An 18,254-nucleotide genomic window follows, 5' to 3' on the forward strand; every position below is an offset into this window, starting at 1 on the left:
GATGAATTCATAGTCGTACGCGGCAAACCCAGGGAACTGAAACATCTAAGTACCTGGAGGAAAAGAAAGAAACCTCGATTCCCTCAGTAGCGGCGAGCGACAGGGGAAGAGCCCAAACCTCAAGACGCAAGTCTTGAGGGGTTGTAGGGCCTGCGACATCGGCGAGTCTTTATAGTTGAACGGCATGGAACGGCCGGCCAGAGACGGTGATAGCCCGGTAAACGAAATGAAGACAGACCGTAGCAGGTACCTGAGTACCGCAGGACACGTGCAATCCGGCGGGAATCTACGGGGACCATCCCGTAAGGCTAAATATTACTGACTGACCGATAGTGAACTAGTACCGCGAGGGAAAGGTGAAAAGCACCCCGGCTAGGGGAGTGAAATAGTACCTGAAACCGTACGCCTACAAGCAGTGGGAGCACTATGCCCGCAAGGGAATGTGTGACCGCGTACCTTTTGCATAATGGGCCTGCGAGTTACGTTACGTGGCAAGGTTAAGCCGATAGGTGAAGCCGGAGCGAAAGCGAGTCCTAACAGGGCGACAAGTCGCGTGGCGTAGACCCGAAACCTTAGCGATCTATCCTTGGTCAGGTTGAAGGATTGGGTAACACCGTCTGGAGGACCGAACTCACTTAAGTTGAAAATTAAGGGGATGAACTGAGGATAGGAGTGAAAGGCTAATCAAGCTGGGAGATAGCTGGTTCTCCTCGAAATATATTGAGGTATAGCCTCGGACGAATACCGACGGAGGTAAAGCGCTGAATGGGCTAGGGGTCCTACCAGATTACCAAACCCAATCAAACTCTGAATGCCGTTGAGTAGTATCCGGGAGTCAGACAGTGCGAGATAAGTTGCATTGTCGAGAGGGAAAGAGCCCAGATCGTCAGCTAAGGTCCCAAAGTCTGACCTAAGTGTCAAAGGATGTGGAAGCGCATTGACAACCAGGAGGTTGGCTTAGAAGCAGCCATCCTTTAAAGAAAGCGTAATAGCTCACTGGTCAAGCGAGTCCGCGCCGAAAATATAACGGGGCTAAAGGTCAGCACCGAAGCTACGGGCTTAGAAATAAGCGGTAGAGGAGTATTCTCACGTAGATACACGCCGGACCGTGAGGACCGGTATCGGACGTGAGAAGAGCTTATGCAGGCATGAGTAGCGATAAAGCAGATGAGAAATCTGCTCGCCGTAAGCCCAAGGTTTCCTGGGGAAGGATAATCCTCCCATGGGTTAGCCGGTACCTAAGCCGAGGCCGAGAGGCGTAGGTGATGGACAACAGGTTAATATTCCTGTGCTACCGAGGAAGGCGTTGAAGTAAGCAGGGACGGAGTAGGATAGGCCAAGCGCGGCGTTGGTTTGCCGTGTTCAAGCCCGTAGGGTGTCTCACCAGGACTCGAGAGAGACAAACAGTGAGACATTAGCCCGAGAGGTGATGAGGCGAAGCTTCGGCTTCGTAACTTGGTGATTCCACACTTCCAAGAAAATCTGCGTACAGAGCCCCTTCGGTAACCGTACTGCAAACCGACTCAGGTGGGCGGGAAGAGTATTCCAAGGCGCGTGAGAGAACCCTGGTTAAGGAACTCGGCAAATTGACACCGTAACTTCGGGAGAAGGTGTGCCCTTTTTCGTGAGAGACTTCGCGTCTCGAGCGTCGGAGGGTTGCAGAGAAACGGCGGTTGTGACTGTTTACTAAAAACACAGGACTCTGCAAAGTCGTAAGACGACGTATAGGGTCTGATGCCTGCCCGGTGCTGGAAGGTTAAGGGGACATGTCAGCGCAAGCGAAGCATTGAACCGAAGCCCCAGTAAACGGCGGCCGTAACTATAACGGTCCTAAGGTAGCGAAATTCCTTGTCGGGTAAGTTCCGACCTGCACGAATGGCATAACAACATCCGCGCTGTCTCGACCAGGGACTCAGCGAAATTGTATTGGGGGTGAAGATACCCTCTACCCGCGGCAAGACGGAAAGACCCCATGAACCTTTACTGCAACTTGGCAGTGAGTTTCGGGACATTCTGCGTAGGATAGGTGGGAGACTTTGAAGTCGGGCCTCTGGGTTCGATGGAGTCACCGTTGAAATACCACCCTGGATGTTCTGGGATTCTAACCTGCGCCCATAACCTGGGCGGGGGACACTGCCTGGCGGGCAGTTTGACTGGGGCGGTCGCCTCCTAAATCGTAACGGAGGCGTGCGAAGGTTCCCTCAGCCTGATTGGAAACCAGGCGTAGAGTGCAAACGCACAAGGGAGCTTAACTGCGAGACCGACAGGTCGAGCAGGTGCGAAAGCAGGCGTTAGTGATCCGGTGGTCCCGAATGGAAGGGCCATCGCTTATCGGATAAAAGGTACTCTGGGGATAACAGGCTGATCACTCCTGAGAGTTCACATCGGCGGAGTGGTTTGGCACCTCGATGTCGGCCCATCGCATCCTGGGGCTGGAGCAGGTCCCAAGGGTTCGGCTGTTCGCCGATTAAAGCGGTACGCGAGCTGGGTTTAAAACGTCGTGAGACAGTTTGGTCCCTATCTGCCGTGGGCGAAGGATACTTGAGAGGAGCTGACCATAGTACGAGAGGACCTGGTTGGACGCACCTCTAGTGAGCCAGTTGTCACGCCAGTGGCACAGCTGGGTAGCTATGTGCGGAACGGATAACCGCTGAAAGCATCTAAGCGGGAAGCCGGCCTCAAGACAAGGTATCCCAGGCGCAAGCCTCTAAAGACCCCTTGTAGACTACAAGGTTGATAGGCTGGGGATGGAAGTCATGTAAATGACGGAGTCGACCAGTACTAATAGGTCGTGCGGCTTGACCATGTCTCTAAGGCAAACACTTGAGTTCGCACCCAGGATTGGGTTTGCGAAGCTCGTTTTGCTAGCACCCGTTTCGAAAAGACGATCTTTTCACTGAGCAACAGACACGCTCGGAAACGTGGACACCCACAGTTTCCGGTGGTGATCTCGAAGAGGCCACACCCGATCCCATCCCGAACTCGGAAGTTAAGCTCTTCGGAGCCGATGGTACTGCACGGGAAGCCGTGTGGGAGAGTAGGACGCCGCCGGGATTTTCTTATGAGGGCTCGAGTCGATTACGACTCGGGCCTTTCTTTTTTTGTCCTTGCCGATCGCGTTGGCGCGGATCGCCATGGCCAAGCGAGGCCATGTGCTCCATGGTTCCCGCCATGCTCGACAAGCTCAAGCTGTTCGAAGATCTCACGCGCGCGGCGGACTCGTTGTCGGATCTCGGGCACAAGAAGATGTTTGGCTGCGATGCCCTCTTCGTCGGCGGGGCGATCTTCGCGATGGTTTGGAAAGAAGGCCTCATTGGGGTCAAACTTCCCGATGAAGAGGCTTTCCAAAAAGCGATGGCCTTGTCCGGGGCGCGACCGTGGGCTCCCGGTGGGAAAGCCATGTCGCATTGGGTGCTTTTGCCGGAAACGGTTTCGGGGGATTCGAAACGGCTAAAAGCTTGGGTCGCGCGTGCGCATACCCTCGTTTCGAGGGGAAACGCCAAACCAAAAAAAGTGACCAAACCGAAGAAGAAAGCCGCGGCGAAAAAGCCGCGAGAGTAGACGGCTGCGCTTTCGTTGCGTGCTCAAGCATTTCTCCATCGATCGATTTCGCGGCATCTCGCGTTAACCTCGATGGGTGTTGCGTCGACTTCGAGATGCGCTGGCCGCGATTCCAACGGGGATCGTTCGCTGGGTGCTGTTGAGTGTGGCCGGCGTTGGTTTGGTCGTCGTGCTTTCGTTTCCCCCACTGATGCGGGGACGGGTAAAGGCCGTGGCCGAAAAACGCGGGCTCGAGGTGGGCGTGGGAAGCATTCGCCCAGGCTGGTTTGCCCTGAAATTGTCCGATGTGGATGTTCGCCCCGAGGGCACGAGCGGGGCGCGGGCGACGTTGTCCCAGGTGGAGATTTCGCTCGATATGTGGCTGCGACCGAAGAAGGTCGCGGTCGTGGGCGGGCACGTCGAGGCCAATGGGGCCTTGGACGACCTGGAGAAGGAGCTCGATGCGTGGCGGGCGCGGCATCCCTCGAAGGGCGCGGGCGCGCCCACCGGCAAGCGGCTGCTCGAGGTCACCGCCGATGCTTTGTCCATCGCGTGGAATGGCGGGGCGGACGGGGTCGAGGGATCGGGGATCGCCTTGGCCCGCGACGAAGACGGAATGCGGGTGACGGTGCCGGAGCTCCACGCGCATCACGATGGATGGAGCGTCGAACTCAGCGAGGCGGGGGCGCGCTTTTCGAAGCAGGGCGCGCTGGCCGAGGCGCAGGCTGCGCGCGTCGCGGTGGAACTTGCCGCGCCGGCACCCATGGAGTCGTCGACCAAGAAGCCGGCAAGCGCGCCCGCGGAGCCGCCGCCTGCCCCCACGCAACGGGAAGAACCCGGCCCGCGTTCCCGCCGTTTGGCGAGTGCACGCGCGAAAGGCTCGCCGCCACCACCGCCGGACCCGGCGCAGGACCCCACCCCGCTGTTGTCCCTGCCGGATTTGCATGCGATGCGAACGCGGCTCGGTCTTCTGGCCAAGGGCCTGGCGAAGCATTGGGAACCGGAGGCGACCCTGCACGTCGAGGGGCTCTCGTTCCGATGGGGCCGTGATGCAGACCGGCTCACCGTGGGGCCGGGGCCCGTGTCGGTTGCCCGGCGCGGGGATCGGCTCGCCGTGGAGTTCTCCACGAACCGCGCGACGGAATCGCACTCGGGTACGCCGCTGTCGCTGCGCGGGGACATTCCGCTCGAGCGGGGTGACATGGAGCTTTCGCTGGCCGGCGGGCCGGTCGCGCTGGCACCGCTCGGTGTCAAGGAGGGCGCGGGCGGCCTGACCGACGTGGGCCGGGGCACTTTGTCCGGGAAAGGGAGCCTCGTGCTCTCCGATGCGGGCGATGCGCTGGCCTTCGACATCGACGTGGGGGCGAAGGATCTCTCCATCTCCAACCCGAAGCTCGCCGACGATGTGGTGCGAGGCCTGGCCATCTCGGCGCGGGCCCGGGGCGCGCTGAACGACAAGGGCCTTCTGCGCATCGACGATGCACAGGCCACGTTGGGCGCGCTGCGCGTGGCCGTTCGCGGTACCCTGGAGCAGACCGGCAGCCATGCGCTGGGATCGCTGTCGTTCGCGGTGCCGCAGGCGCAGTGTCAGGCGCTGTTCGAGAGCATCCCCGGCGCGCTTCTCCCCACCCTGAGCGGCGCCGCGATGAAGGGGACCTTCGGTGGAAAGGGCCAGCTGCAATTCGATTCGCGCAAGCTCGACGACTTGCTGCTCGACTACGACTTCGACAACCTCTGCAAGCTCACGGTGGTGCCGCAGGAGATCGACCACGGCCGCTTCACGAAGCCGTTCCTGCACCAGGTGTATCACCCCGATGGAACGGTGGGGCAGGAGGAGACGGGGCCGGGCACCGAAGCGTGGACGGAGCTCGGGGCCATCAGTCCCTTCCTGCAGGTGGCGGTGCTGACCACCGAGGACGGCGCCTTCTTTCGCCACCATGGCTTCAACCACCGCGCCATTCGCGATTCGCTCATCGCCAACTTGAAGGCGCGGCGGTTCGTGCGTGGGGCGAGCACCATCACGATGCAGCTCGCGAAGAACCTCTTTTTGTCGCGCGAAAAGACGTTGTCGCGCAAGTTCGAGGAGGTCATCCTGGCGAGCTACCTCGAGCAGAATTTCTCCAAGCAGGAGATCATGGAGCTCTACTTGAACGTCGTGGAGTTCGGGCCCGACGTGTACGGCGTCGGGCACGCTTCCGAGCACTACTTCGGTCGCAAGCCCGAGGAGATCCACTTGCCCGAGGCGTTCTTCCTCTCCTCGCTTTTGCCGCGGCCGCTCGCGTACCACAAGACGTACGAGCGTGGGGAGCTCTCCGAGTCGTGGACCAAGTCGATTCGCTTCTTGATGGAGACCGCATTCAAGCGCGGAACGATCTCGCGCGGGGAGCTCGATTACGGGCTCTCCGAGACGCTGATGTTCCACAAGCCGGAGCAGCCGCGACCCCCGCCCCGGTCGCCGGTCATTGGCTCGCGGCTCTTCGAGCAGTCGATTCAGAAATAGACGACTGCTCCGCCCTACTTCTTTCCTTGCGCGCGGAGGGCGGCGAAGAAGGCGCGGAGGCGTGCGGCGCACTCGTCGGCGAGCACGCCACGCGTGACCTCGTAACGGTGATTCAATCGCGTGTCCTGCCCCACGGTGTAGAGCGAATGGAGCGCGCCGCCTTTCGGGTCGTCGCACCCGTAGACCACGCGTGCGATGCGGGCATGGACGAACGCGCCCGCGCACATGATGCAGGGCTCCAAGGTGATGTAGGCCGTGACCCCGTCGAGACGCCAGCTCGGCGCTTTCGCAGCCGCGGCGCGGAGGGCCACCATTTCCGCGTGCGCCGTGGCGTCGAGCAGGGCTTCGCGCAGGTTGTACCCGCGCGCGATTTCCACACCGTCGGCGCCCACGAGGATGCACCCGACGGGCACCTCGAGGCGGGCCGCGGCCGCGTCGGCCTCGGCCAGGGCCAATTGCATCCACGTCGTATCGCGCTGCTCGTCCGGGTCCAACACGGCATCACTTAAGCCACATCGCGTCGCAGCGCAACCGCGACGCGGGTCAGCGGCAGGCGTCCTGATCGACCTTCTCGAGTCGATCGTACGGATCGATGCCCTGGTCGTAGTCGTCGTTCGGGTAGATGGAGAAATGCAAGTGTGCCTCCGTACCGCGCGCTTGGCCGCTCTTGCCGAGGGCGCCGACCTCCTGGCCCGCCATCACGCTCTGGCCTTTCGCCAACGTCGACGGTGAGTCCATGTGCGCGTAGTAATAGCTCCACCCGTCCTTGTCCTTGAGGGTGATCGAGTTGCCGCCGATGGGTGATGCGCCGGGATCGTGCGAAGGATCCTCCGTCGTGGTCTCCACGACGGTGGCATCGGTGATGGCGACGAGCTTCGTGCCGACGGCCGCGAAGACGTCGTTGCCCAAGTGCCCGCTCTGGTGATTCGCATCGCCGGCGCCCGTATGGTAGTCGCTGTTGGCGTTCGAACCATCGCAGGCCCATGTGGCCCAATTGGCGTCGTAGCCGAGGTTGTGCGGGCCCGCGACCGGAAAGCGATCCATCTTCGGGCCGTCGTTGCACTGGGTCCCATTGGCGTCTTGGGCTTGCACGGCGCGCCCAATCCCGGCCGAATTGCAGTCGCTCGCATTCGTGCCCGCGCACTTCGACGCCGTCGATGCGCCTTCGTTCGCCGATTGGACGATCGCACCGGCGCAACCCGGCAGTAGGTTCGTCGGGCCTTCGACGAGGCCTCCTCCGTCCGCATCGGTCAGCGATTTCACGGATTGGGCGCGCGGCGTTTGCGCAGCGAGATCGGCGACGACGCGATCGAGAACCTGTCGCGCCTGCGCATTGGTTTTGAACGTATTCTCGAGGACCTCGAGCGGGGACGACGTGCCTGCCGTCGCGAGTTCCATGCGGACGGAGCTCTCCTTGGTTCGGAGCCGCGCCTCGAAGCCGTACTTGGCCCCGCGCCTCGTCTGGTAGTCGAATTCGACGATGGCGGTCTTCGACGCGTCGTAGCCCCTCACCACGGTGAAACGGCCTTCGCCGAGGTGCATGCCCCACGTCTCGACCCCGAGTTCCGAACGCGTTTGGCTCGAGGCATCCATCTCCACGAGATCCGCGGACGGGGAGGGGCCATCGACCGACTTCGAGCACGCCGCTCCGATGGAGAGGACGATGCCCAGAAGGGCGAGGGCAGCGGGCTTCGCGTAGGGCATGGGCGAGCCCTAGGGCAAGCGTTGGGCCACGTACTCGGTGCGCGAAAGATGCCCTTCGGAATGATGAAGGCTGCGCGACCAAGGAATCGTTCGTTCCATCTCCCGGAAGCTTCCCTTCCGCGTTGCCCTTAGCTTCGTTGGCCCCTGGCGGAGCGCATCAACGAGGCGACCAGTGGCTCGAGTTCCTCGACGGTGGGCGGCGTGTCGCGAATCATTCCCTGCATGAGCAGGCCGTCGAGGCCCGCGACGAATGCGCGGAACGCCACGTTGTCGTCGTGCTGCACGACCGTGGTCAAAATATCGGCCCAACGACGAGCCGCGGGACGAAGGGCCGGCCGGCGAGCTGCGAGCAAGTAAAGCTCGTACTCTGCCATCAACCGCCCGCGACCGGGCCCCAGGGCTTCCGCGATCATCTCGGCCAATGCGCGGATCTCTTCACGCGCATCGCCACCGGCGCGCGCGACCCGATCGCCGACGGCGACCGCGAATTCGTCCGCGCACCAGGTGAGCGTGGCAACCAGCAGATCATCCAGGCTCGCGAAGTGGTACGTCGTCGACGCCGTCGGTACCCCGGCTTCGTTGGCCACGCGCCTGTGCGTGATGCCGGCGAGACCATCGCGTTCGACCAACCGCAGCGTGGCATGGATGAGGGCCTCCCGCTTCCGATCGCCTCGGAGCTTGCGCCCATCGACCATGGTCATGAGTGCGAGCGCCCCAGTTCGAGCATGACCACGCCGCCAATGACCAGCGCCAGCCCGCCGACCATCGTCAGGTTGAGCGGCTCCTTCAGAAAGAGTGCACCAATGAGGGCCACCCCCGCGATGCCCGCGGCGCACCAAATCGCGTAGGCCACGGCAATGGGGAACCCGTCCTTCAACAGGCGGCCGAGTGCGCCGAACGCCACCACGTAGCCAATCACCACGACCACGGAGGGCAGCAGCTTCGCGAAGTTCTCGGAGGCCTTCAACGCCGACGTGGCGGTGACCTCCGCGGCGATGGCGATGGCCAAAAGGAGGTACGGATTCATGCCCCGGATATATTGGGACGATCGTCCCAATAGGCAAGGCTACCCTAGGATTTTCCCTGTTCCCAGCGCTGAGCTGCTCGCGCGTAGAGGACGAAGGCCATCGAGCTCGCTAGGCCGAGGCCGACGAAGACGAACCAGAACGTGTACGGGTGGTACGTGTCCCAGAGAAGCCGGGTGGCTCGTGTGGCGTCGAGCTGGGTGACGCGCTGGAGTTCGGCCATGGCCTGGGGGCGCGTGAGCGAGGCGAGGGTCTCGGGGGGAACCAGGCGGTGCTCTCCGAGGTAGCGCAGGGCGAGGTTGGCTTTGTCGGCGACGCGGTCGTAGAGAAAGCTGCCGGCGTAGGTCGCGCCGGTGACGCCGATGGCCGCAGGCACGCCGGTGAAGCCCATGTAGAGCGCTTCCTCGCCGCGCGGTGCGATGGAGGCCAGGTAGGCCCAAAACTTGGGCCCGCCCATCATTTCTCCGAGCGCGCAGACGAAGATGCCGAACAACGCGCAGAGCCCCATCGGAGTGATGCCGGCGAGAAGGAAGCCCACGGATAGGATGCTGCCGCCGACGGCCAAGGCCGGGAGGCGCGCCAGTTTTGCGGTCAAGGCCGTGATGGGGAGCATGAGCAGGACGACCGCCGTCCCCTCGATGTTGATCAGCAACTCTGGCGGCACCTGCAGCCCGCGTGGCGTGGAGACAGCCAGCCAGCCTTCGCGAAGGCCGAACAAGGCGATGACGTCGCGGCTATCGATCCACTCTTCGATGTAGTTGGGCATGGAATCGAAGAGCTGGAAGTAGAGGCCGAAGAAGCCGGACATCGCCACGAGGAAGGCGAGCAATCGCGGGCGCACCATGGTTCGGACGGCGTGCACCACCACGCCCCATGTGCTGCGCGTGTGCATGGTCTCCTCCGCGGAGGGTGGAGGCTCTCGGTAGTTCAAAAGAACGAGCCCATTCAGCCCGACGATGGCGGCGCACGCGAGAAAGACCCAGCTCCACGAGAGACGACGCAAAAACCCGGCGACCGGCGGGCCAAGCCAGCCCGCGAGGCCCACGACCTGGTAGACGATTCCCCAACCGAGCGCGGAGTTGCGCTCATCGAGCGCGCGGGCCAGGGTGGCTTGTTGCCCCGGCTTGAAGAAGGCGCTGGCCACGGCGAGCAGTTGGCAGCCGAGGAAGAAGCCCCAGAACGATCGCTGCGTGGCCATGAGCAGGTAGCCCGCGACCTTGAGCCCGACGGAGGCGCCCATGGTGGTGCGGCGTCCGTACTTGTCGGCGAAGCCACCGACGAACATGGGCAGCAAGGACTGGATGAGCGTCCAGCACGTGAGGATGATGCCCTTGGCGCGGTTGTCGAAGTGCAGGCCGTTGGGATCTTGCGAGCTGGCGATGTACACCGGCACGACGACGCGCGCCCCGTAGTACGGGAGCCGCTCGAAGACTTCCATGACGTTGGCCGCCCAAAACGGCCGCGTGAAGCTGCGCAGTTGCTCTCGAAAGGGCATGCCTCGTTCTGCGCTCGCGCCGTGCGGTAAATTGGATCGCATGGGTGAACGGCACGTTACCTGGGAAGGCTTTTACAACGCACGCGATCTCGGCGGTTTGAGCAACCGTGCAGGGCGCGCCCTTCGCTACGGGCAGCTGATTCGCTCGGCGGATTTGCGGTTCGTCACCGCCTTGGGGTGGCATGCTGCCCACGACGCGGGGGTGCGCACCGTCGTGGACTTGCGCAACGACCGCGAGGCGCGGGGGACGGCCGATGCGGTGGATGCCGCTCGGCATGCGGAAATATGCCGCGTCCATGTGCCCCTCGATGGGATCGAGGATGTCGAACTCTGGCGGTTTCTCCGTTCCCAAGAGATCCATGGCACGCCGCTTTACTACCGGCCCTTTCTCGAGCGCAAAGCGGAGCGGGTCGTGGCCGTCTTGACGGCCATCGCGCAGGCGGAAACCGGCGCCGTGATCTTTCACTGCTCGGCGGGACGCGACCGAACGGGGCTGGTCTCCTTGCTCCTTCTCGCCTTGGCCGATGTGGACATCGAAACCATCGCCGACGACTACGAGCTGACCACCGAGCCGCTCCGAAGCCTGTTCCAGCGCATGGGCATGGGCGACGGGGATCTCGACCAAGTCGCGGGGCTCATGGCCCGAAAGAACATGACCGCGCGCGATGCGCTCCGGCAAACCGTGGAAAACCTCGACGTCGAGGCGTATTTGCTCGGCGCGGGCATGAGCCCGGCCGACCTGGTGCGGTTGCGGGCGCGCCTGCTCGACGATGGCGCTAAGGTAGAGGGCGTCGAGGCGATAAGGTGAAGGAGAGAATGCCTCCCTCGCGCAGGAAGTCCTCGCCGAGCTTCCAATCCCGGTGAGGGACGCCATCGAGGCGCAGGCTCTCGATGTATTTCCCTTCGCCCGACGTGGAAATCACGATGGGGGCACCGCCATCGGGCAGGACGAACGCGCTCGGGAACGAAGGCGCCGACAGAAGCAGTTCGGCAGAGCCCGGGGTTCGCGGGTAGAGACCCAACGCGGCGAAGACGTACCAGGCCGACATGGTGCCGAGATCATCGTTGCCGGGCAGCCCGGAAGGTCCCGTGGTGTAGATCGTGTCGACGATCTCGCGCACGGTTTCCTGCGTTTTGTGCGGCTGCCCGAGCTCGTTGTACAACCAGGGCGCGTGGATGTCGGGCTCGTTGGTGGGGTCGTACTTGAGCGGGCCGCCCCCGCGCAGAAGCCAGCCGCCGTTCGCGTCGTGGAAGAAGGCGTCGAGCCGTGCGATGGCTTGGTCGCGTCCCCCCATGGCCTCGGCGAGGCCGGCGACGTCGTGCGGAACCATCCACGTGTACGCGGCGCTGCTGCCCTGGGCGAAGCCGCGATCGCTCGCCGGGTCGAACGGTGCGACCCACGCGCCGTCGAGGTTGCGCGCTTGGGCGTAGCCCGTGGCGGGGTTGAAGACGTTGCGCCAATAGCCACCGCGTGCGGTGAGCTCGCCCGCGATGCGTGCATCGCCAAGGGAACGCGCCCAGCGGCCCAGTGCGAAGTCCGCCACCGCGTCCTCGAGTGTCTCGGCGGCGCCGCCCCAACAATGGCACGCGTCGTTGGCGCTGTAGTGCGAGGCGATGTACTGCGCGAGGTTGGGGCGCTGGCCGACGCATTGGCCGGGGCAACCGGCGTCCTGCAGCCCCTCGGGGCGCGGCACCGTGGCCTGTCGGTAGAGCGAATCGAACGCGCCGCGCGTGTCGAAGTTGCGCACGCCCATGGCGTGGAAGGTCGCGAGGGTGGCGGCGGAGGGATCGCCGGTCATCACGTGAGTTGCGCCGTTGATGTGCACCCAGCGGTCCCACACGCCGTCGTTCTGCTTGGCGTAGTTGAGCAGCGACTGCGCGAAGTTTCCCGCGACGCGCGGCTCCAGCAGCGCGAGCAACTGGATCTGCGCGCGGTATTGGTCCCAGCCCGAGAAATTCGAGTACTGCGCATCCTGGCCGCGCTCGAGGCGATGGGGCTGCCGGTCCATCCCGAGGTAGCGGCCATCGACGTCGCTGACCAGGTTCGGCTGCTGCAAGGCATGGTAGAGGGCCGTGTAGAAGATGGTGCGTCGTGCCGCGGTGCCGCCGCCGATTTGAATGCGGCCCAGGTGGTGGTTCCACGCGCGCCGGGTAGCGGCGGCGACGCCGTCGACGGTGGCGCGTGCGGGCAGCTCGGCGCGAAGGTTCTCGCGCGCGCCCTCGAGGCTGACGTACGAGATGGCGAGCCGCATGGTCACGTGGCTGCCGGGCGCGAAGGTGACGTACCCGCCGGAGCCGCGGCCTTTGCGATCGTTCCCGGTGGCGTAGCCTTCTCCGCCGGTTTGGTCGAGCCCTCCCGGCTGGAGGGTGGCGTCCTTCCACGTGCCGGTGCCCGTGAAGGGCTGATCGAATTCGGCGACGAAGTGAAGGCGGTAGTAGCTTTTCCGGTTGTTGATGCCGCCGTTCGCGCGCCGGCCGCAAAAGGCGCCGGTGAGCACCGAGCCGGTCACCCGACGGTGTACCGGATCGAGGTGCGTTTCGGCATCCTCGCTGCCATTGAGCGAGTTCGACGTGCGAAACAGCAGATTCGCCGGCTTCCCTGCGGGGAACTGAAAGGTGCCGATGGCGGTGCGCTCGGTGGTGGCGACGTCCGTCGTCACGCCGTTGGCCAAGTCGAGCTCGTAGCGCCCCGGTTGCGCGCGTTCGGCGGCGTGCGAAAAATTGCTCGCGTAGATGGCGTCGGTGACGTCGGCGGTGGGCGACGAGGTGACGTCGCCCGCGTGCGGAAAAATGGGAACGTCGCCGGCCGCGCCGGGGTTGCACCCTGCGCCGTTGACGTGCGTGAGGCTGAAGCCGCGCAGGCGGGTCGTCCCGTACTCGTAGCCGTTGGCCGCGCCGGTGCTGGTCTGATCGCCCCGCGTGCTGGTGGGGCTCCACGCGATCATGCCGAAGGGCGCGGTCGCCCCTGGGTACGTGTTGCCACCGCCCGTGCTGCCGATCAAGGGATCGACGTCGTCGGCGGGCAAGGCCGCGGGGCTGGCCGCCATGGCGGTGGCCCCCACATCGAGCAAGATCGCCGTCAGCGCTGCCGCGAAGGGTCGGCTCATGGCGGATGAGACTAACTCTTCACGCACCCTGCGTCACCGGTTGGCCGATGGAGCGTGCATGCGACGATCGCGTGACGTAGGGACCTCGTTCGAGTGGCTCGTCCGTGCAGCGTTGTGCCTCGCGCTCGGGGCAAGCGCCTGCGCCAAACCGAGCGACGACGGCAAGAAGGGCGCGCTCGAAGAGGTGGACGCGGGACACGAGCCCGGGGAGGTGCATTTTCGAAGCGGGCCCTACCTGCTTCGCGGCTTCGTGGTGAAGCCCGCGGGCGCGGGCCCCTTTCCCGTCGTCGTGTACAACCATGGAAGCGAGGCCGAGCCCTCGATCGAATGGGCCGGTGCACTCGCGGACTGGTTCCGGGGCCACGGCTTCGTCTTCTTCATGCCCTATCGCCGCGGGTCCCTCGGATCCGAGGGGCCGTATTGGGAGGACGTCGTCGGGCGCCATCCCGTGGGCGAACGGGTGCGCGCCCTGGTCGACGAGATGGACGCGCAAAATGCGGACGTCGTTGCGGCCATCGATTGGATACGGGAGCAACCGTACGCCGACCGTGCGCGCGTGTCGGTCGCCGGGTGTTCCTTTGGTGGGATTCAGACCGTGCTCACGGCCGAGAAAGATCTGGGGCTCTCGGCCGCGGTCGACTTTGCAGGGGCCTCTGCGACGTGGGCGACATCGCCCGAACTCCAAGTGCGCCTGAAGAAGGCGGTATCCGATGCGAAGGTCCCCGTGTTCTTCGTGCAGGCGCAAAACGATTACGACACCACGCCGAGCCGCGCATTGGCCGAGGCGATGGCCGCCGCCGAGAAACCGCACCGCATGCGGATCTTTCCCCGGTTCGGGACCACGCCTCGCGAAGGGCACGGCAAATTTTGTGGCTATGGAATGAACGCGTGGGGCGAGGACGTGCTGCTCTTTCTGCGACAGCCGCCGCGCTAAGCCCCCGGCCACGGACGCCGCGCGCCTGCGCCGCGTCCATGGCACGGGCTCGTGATCAACGCCGATAGACGACGACTTCCAAATTGCTCCCATTTTTGCGGCTTGCGTACAATTCGCATCCGTCGTCGGAGACCCCGAAAGGCACGGCGTGCGTATTGGGCATGACCAATGCCGCGGGGCCGGCGCTCGAAGGCAGGGAGTTTGGCCAGCGTTGTTCGAAGATGCCATAGCCTCCGGCATCGAGTTTGGCATTGAGGAAGAGAACGAGGCCTCCCGTCGACTCTTCCGAGGTGGCTGCGAGGCCTTCCCACGCGCTGGTGCCGGAGCCCGCCAAGTTGGCGGCCATGGACCATACCGTTTTGTATCCTTCTTTTTGATAGATCTCCGCGCCGTTGCGCACGAGGTAATACTCGGTTCGGCCCGTGCTCGGGGTGTTCCAACGGTCGACCGTGGTCATCACCGAGGTGGGACCGAGCGTGGGCAAGTTGTACGTGTAATCCTGGAGATTGGCGTCGCTCGATTGGCGGACCCGGTATTCGCGCAGCTGACCCGAGCGGGTGATTTCCGAAATGCGTTGGTTCTTGGCCAGCGAAAGAATTCGCTCTTCAGGATGGTAAATTTGGTCTTCGCGCAGGACTTGGAGATTCCCATTTACGAAATCGTCGTGCGCGTGATGGAGAACGCGCCGGGGATCCTGCTGCGTGGCAAAGTCGAATTCTTCGAATTCGCGGTATCCCGAGAAAAAGGTGAAGCCGGCTACGGTGTACGTGCTGGGCAAGGGCACCACCAGCGCCTCGTGAAAGGGCGTTCCGCGGCAAGTTCCGCCAGCGTCGGCGCCCGTGTCGGTGCCAGCGTCGGTGGGCGGGCCGGGGTCGCACCCGCCGTCGGGTGCGCTCGCGAGCGGGTCATCCGTGGACCGACCGCCGGAATCGGCACCGTCGGAGCACGCCGCCAGGTTCCAAACGATCAAAGGGAGCAGGGAAGCTACGGCCAAGCGAATCGGTAGGGGCATACCCGCGGGTTGTGCCCTTACGGGTGAATCCGTCACCGCGCCCAAAAAACGTCGTGCGCGGTTGTCGGTATTGGCACGATTCGTTCGTCCTCCGCACATCGAGGAGGAGCCCAATGTTGCAGAAATCACCGATGTACGCCTATCTCCCCGCCAAGGACATGGCTCGAGCGCGACGCTTTTACGAAGCGACGCTCGGCTTCCAGCCCAAGAGTGAGCTCTCGGGCGGCGTGACGTACGAGTTTGCCGGTGGCACCGCCTGCTTTCTCTACCCCACGCCCCATGCGGGCACGTCCCAGGCGAGCCAAGCCTTTTGGCAGGTCGACAACATCGAACGGGAGGTGGCCGAGCTCAAGGCCAAGGGCGTTCGATTCGAAACGTACGACATGCCGGGCATGCAGGACGACATTGCCACCGCCGGGGGCGCCAAGGCGGCGTGGTTCAAAGACACGGAAGGAAACATACTCGCCCTCGTGCAGCCGCTTTCGTGACCTTCGGGTTCATCCGAACCAACGGGTACGTTTTCCCGGCAAACGGAAGAAAAGGACTAAAGCGTCGGCAGGGCGCCGAATGCGCGGGCGTCGTGCGCGGGGACCAGCGTGAGCTCGGGAAAGCGCGTGGCGATGGCGGCCATGTGCACGAGGTTCTCGCGGACCTGGTCGGGATCGCCGTCGGCGAAGGTGCGCGCCAGCCAAGGGCGCTCTTCGCGCTCGGTGATGCCTTCGCGCTGCCAGGCCAGATCGCCGACGAACGCGTAGCGGTGGCCGTTGGCCAAAGCGACGAACACGATGACCGAGCCGGGCGTGTGCCCGGATGCGGGAACGACGACGATGGATCCGTCGCCATATACGTCGTGGCTCCGTGGAAAGCCGAGGTAGGCGCCGCCCTCGAAGGCGTACGTGTCGAAACGCGGGGGGCCGATGCGCGCGATGGCGGTGCGCCAGCCGCCTTCGTCGACGAAGCGCCGTTCGTCGGCGTTGACCAGGACGGGCACGCCCGGAAACTCGGGAATGCCGCTCACATGGTCCCAGTGCGCGTGCGTGAGCAGGATGCCGCGCAGCCGCGTGCGATCGTAGCCGGTGGCGTCGAGTTGCTCGGCGGCGGAGCGGCCCTGCTCGTAGGACGTGATGGCGCGAAAGAGGAAGGGCATCCGCTGGAAATGCGTGTCGACGTCGCGGCCGAAGCCGGTGTCCACGAGCAGGTCGCCGCGCGGATGCTTCACCAGCGCGGCGGTCATCGCGAAGTCGCGTGCGTCGCGGAATGAACCACCGCGGTAGGCGAAGGCCGCACTCCGGTGCGTCACGCCGGTGGGCAATTGGAACAGCGCCACGTCGGCCGGCGGCGACGCGGGGGGAAGAGGATCGGGCAGCGGCGCCGGTGCAAGGAGCGGCGCCGCACGGAACGAGTTTGCGAGCAGCGCGAGGGGCACGAGCGTGAGCGCCAAGGCTACGAGCCGCCGTGTTCGTCCTCGGATCATCGGGAGGCCGCGATTACGTCATCTGCGACGTGAGCCACTGCCGTGCGCTCGCTTCGTCCGAGAAGGGTTTCGTCGGCGCGTGGAACATGCGTTTGATCACCGGGGCGGCGAGGCGCAACACCATGGCTTGCGCGGTGGAGCTGGTGACCATGGCGATGCCGGCGCACTTGCCCTTGATCTCGGTGGTGCGTGACTCGACCCATTCCTTCCAGCGTTTGCTCACCTCATCGGGGATGGGCGCTCCTTTGTCCTTGCTGGCGAGTACGAGCATGCCGAAGCGCGGGAGCTCGAGGACGGCGCCGTCGAGGATGGCAATGGGCGCGTCGAGCGCGCTGGCGCCGGTAAGGACATCTTGGGCGGTGCGAAGGTCGACGAGGAGAATGGGATCTTGTCGTTCTACTTTCATGGGGTATGCCTCCGTGCCTTTCGGCGGGGCCGCGGCCAGAGAACTGTGCCCGAAAAACGATGCATGGGTGCGGCGAATGTGCGTCACCCCGCCGCGCGTTCATGGTCGCGGCCGTCTTGGGGTGTGCAGGTAACCCCAAAGCGCCCTATGTGACCAAGGCGCGAGGAGCGCATACGATAGAAATTTTCATATCGCGAAGAGAATGCGAAGTACGAAGTCGTCGCATTCGTAATTCGATTTGAATGGGAACGCGACGCGGCGAATCGATCTAAGCGCCGCCCGTGTAGGCTTTGGAGATGCCCGCGCTGTCGTGGTGCATGTAAAAGAGGGTGATGCGGCCCTGGCGGACGGCGAATTCGGCGACGAATTTTCCTTCGTAGGACGAGTTGCGGTTCACGAAGCGGAAGCCTTCGGCGCCGGGGAGAAAGACGCGGTCGTGGTAGGCGAGCGGCTCGCCGGGGCGAAAGTACGTATGCTGCGCCTCGGAGCTTTCCGTCTTCAGGAAGGTGACCACTTCGTCGCGTCCGCGCCAAGTGCCCGCCCAGGGAATCACCGCGCGCTCGCCCGGCACGTGGAGCACGATGTCGTCGGCGAGCAGCCCGATGGCGCCCGGCAAGTCACCCGATTGGAACGCGTTCACGAAGGCGAGGACGACCTCGCGCGGGGCGTCGCTGACGGTGACGCCGTGCTCCTCGAAGGCCCGGCGCGCGACCGCGAGGGCATTGAGCGCGCGCGGATAACCAGCGTATCCGCTGACCTGCATGCACGCTTCGACGATCTCCTTGGGCGCCGCCCCCGCGCGCAGCGCCATGCCAATGTGAAGTTGCAATTGAGGCTCGCAATGGCCGAGCGCGGACAGCATGCACACGGTCGCAATTTCGCGTGTGCGCACGTCGAGCCCGGGCCGGCCCACGAAGTCGCCCAAGGCGGATAGGGTCATCCGCCCGAAATCCGGTGCGAGGTCCGCCAATGTTTCGGCGGGGCTCGCGGTCCGCTCGTCGTTGAGGCTACGAAAGATCTTCAGCCCTCGGTCGAATCGCTCGTCGGTCATGCGGCC

15 protein-coding genes and 2 rRNA genes (1 of these 17 cut by a window edge) are annotated in these 18,254 nt (G+C 64.1%); 7 read left to right on the top strand and 10 right to left on the bottom strand.

Features of this window, described 5'->3' with window-relative positions:
* From LVJ94_47600 to LVJ94_47615, 4 genes are all read left to right on the top strand, one after another.
* Window positions 1-2,806, top strand: a 23S ribosomal RNA gene (locus LVJ94_47600) (it extends 154 nt beyond the left edge of the window).
* A gap of 131 nt (window positions 2,807-2,937) precedes the next feature.
* Window positions 2,938-3,054 (top strand): 5S ribosomal RNA (rrf, locus tag LVJ94_47605).
* A 117-nt stretch (window positions 3,055-3,171) separates the two neighbouring features.
* Window positions 3,172-3,561 carry a TfoX/Sxy family protein gene (locus LVJ94_47610; protein WXB04550.1) on the top strand — a complete coding sequence of 130 codons (390 nt, stop codon included), beginning with the start codon at window positions 3,172-3,174 and terminating at the stop codon, window positions 3,559-3,561.
* Window positions 3,562-3,637: 76 nt separating this feature from the next.
* Window positions 3,638-6,040, top strand: coding sequence for a transglycosylase domain-containing protein (locus tag LVJ94_47615; protein ID WXB04551.1), 2,403 nt, complete (start codon window positions 3,638-3,640; stop codon window positions 6,038-6,040).
* 14 nt (window positions 6,041-6,054) lie between these two features.
* On the opposite strand, the gene LVJ94_47620 is transcribed toward LVJ94_47615, so the two are convergent.
* From LVJ94_47620 to LVJ94_47640, 5 genes are all read right to left on the bottom strand, one after another.
* Window positions 6,055-6,501: a nucleoside deaminase gene (locus tag LVJ94_47620; GenBank protein WXB10815.1), complete on the bottom strand. Its 447-nt coding sequence runs from the start codon at window positions 6,499-6,501 to the stop codon at window positions 6,055-6,057.
* 82 nt (window positions 6,502-6,583) lie between these two features.
* Window positions 6,584-7,744 carry a M23 family metallopeptidase gene (locus LVJ94_47625; protein WXB04552.1) on the bottom strand — a complete coding sequence of 387 codons (1,161 nt, stop codon included), beginning with the start codon at window positions 7,742-7,744 and terminating at the stop codon, window positions 6,584-6,586.
* Between the two features lie 128 nt (window positions 7,745-7,872).
* Window positions 7,873-8,445 carry a TetR family transcriptional regulator gene (locus tag LVJ94_47630; protein ID WXB04553.1) on the bottom strand — a complete coding sequence of 191 codons (573 nt, stop codon included), beginning with the start codon at window positions 8,443-8,445 and terminating at the stop codon, window positions 7,873-7,875.
* On the bottom strand, window positions 8,442-8,771 hold the full coding sequence (locus LVJ94_47635) for a multidrug efflux SMR transporter (GenBank protein ID WXB04554.1): 330 nt from the start codon (window positions 8,769-8,771) through the stop codon (window positions 8,442-8,444). The genes LVJ94_47630 and LVJ94_47635 overlap by 4 nt, the downstream gene beginning before the upstream one ends.
* A 44-nt stretch (window positions 8,772-8,815) precedes the next feature.
* Window positions 8,816-10,264: an MFS transporter gene (locus LVJ94_47640; GenBank protein WXB04555.1), complete on the bottom strand. Its 1,449-nt coding sequence runs from the start codon at window positions 10,262-10,264 to the stop codon at window positions 8,816-8,818.
* A 40-nt stretch (window positions 10,265-10,304) separates the two neighbouring features.
* On the opposite strand from LVJ94_47640, the gene LVJ94_47645 reads away from it, so the two are divergent.
* Window positions 10,305-11,072, top strand: a complete 768-nt coding sequence (locus tag LVJ94_47645) for a tyrosine-protein phosphatase (GenBank protein WXB04556.1) — start codon at window positions 10,305-10,307, stop codon at window positions 11,070-11,072.
* Here LVJ94_47645 and LVJ94_47650 read toward each other — a convergent pair.
* Window positions 11,041-13,371 carry a GH92 family glycosyl hydrolase gene (locus tag LVJ94_47650; GenBank protein ID WXB04557.1) on the bottom strand — a complete coding sequence of 777 codons (2,331 nt, stop codon included), beginning with the start codon at window positions 13,369-13,371 and terminating at the stop codon, window positions 11,041-11,043. The genes LVJ94_47645 and LVJ94_47650 overlap by 32 nt on opposite strands.
* A gap of 58 nt (window positions 13,372-13,429) precedes the next feature.
* Between LVJ94_47650 and LVJ94_47655 the strand changes: the two genes are divergently transcribed.
* The gene (locus LVJ94_47655; GenBank protein ID WXB04558.1) at window positions 13,430-14,305 is read left to right on the top strand and encodes a dienelactone hydrolase family protein; all 876 of its coding nucleotides are present in this window, start codon (window positions 13,430-13,432) and stop codon (window positions 14,303-14,305) included.
* Between the two features lie 55 nt (window positions 14,306-14,360).
* On the opposite strand, the gene LVJ94_47660 is transcribed toward LVJ94_47655, so the two are convergent.
* The gene (locus LVJ94_47660) at window positions 14,361-15,275 is read right to left on the bottom strand and encodes a hypothetical protein (GenBank protein WXB04559.1); all 915 of its coding nucleotides are present in this window, start codon (window positions 15,273-15,275) and stop codon (window positions 14,361-14,363) included.
* Between the two features lie 155 nt (window positions 15,276-15,430).
* On the opposite strand from LVJ94_47660, the gene LVJ94_47665 reads away from it, so the two are divergent.
* Window positions 15,431-15,805 carry a VOC family protein gene (locus LVJ94_47665; GenBank protein ID WXB04560.1) on the top strand — a complete coding sequence of 125 codons (375 nt, stop codon included), beginning with the start codon at window positions 15,431-15,433 and terminating at the stop codon, window positions 15,803-15,805.
* Between the two features lie 56 nt (window positions 15,806-15,861).
* On the opposite strand, the gene LVJ94_47670 is transcribed toward LVJ94_47665, so the two are convergent.
* The 3 genes from LVJ94_47670 to LVJ94_47680 all read right to left on the bottom strand — a co-directional run bounded on the left by LVJ94_47670 (window position 15,862) and on the right by LVJ94_47680 (window position 18,248).
* Window positions 15,862-16,791, bottom strand: coding sequence for an MBL fold metallo-hydrolase (locus LVJ94_47670; GenBank protein WXB04561.1), 930 nt, complete (start codon window positions 16,789-16,791; stop codon window positions 15,862-15,864).
* A gap of 13 nt (window positions 16,792-16,804) precedes the next feature.
* Entirely contained in the window at window positions 16,805-17,197 is a 393-nt protein-coding gene (locus LVJ94_47675; GenBank protein ID WXB04562.1) for a hypothetical protein, read from the bottom strand.
* 268 nt (window positions 17,198-17,465) lie between these two features.
* Complete coding sequence (locus tag LVJ94_47680; protein ID WXB04563.1) at window positions 17,466-18,248, bottom strand: carboxymuconolactone decarboxylase family protein; 783 nt, start codon at window positions 18,246-18,248, stop codon at window positions 17,466-17,468.
* Between the last annotated feature and the right edge of the window lie 6 nt (window positions 18,249-18,254).

It is taken from the genome of Sorangiineae bacterium MSr11367, from assembly GCA_037157805.1.
GTDB lineage: Bacteria > Myxococcota_A > Polyangia > Polyangiales > Polyangiaceae > Pendulispora > Pendulispora rubella.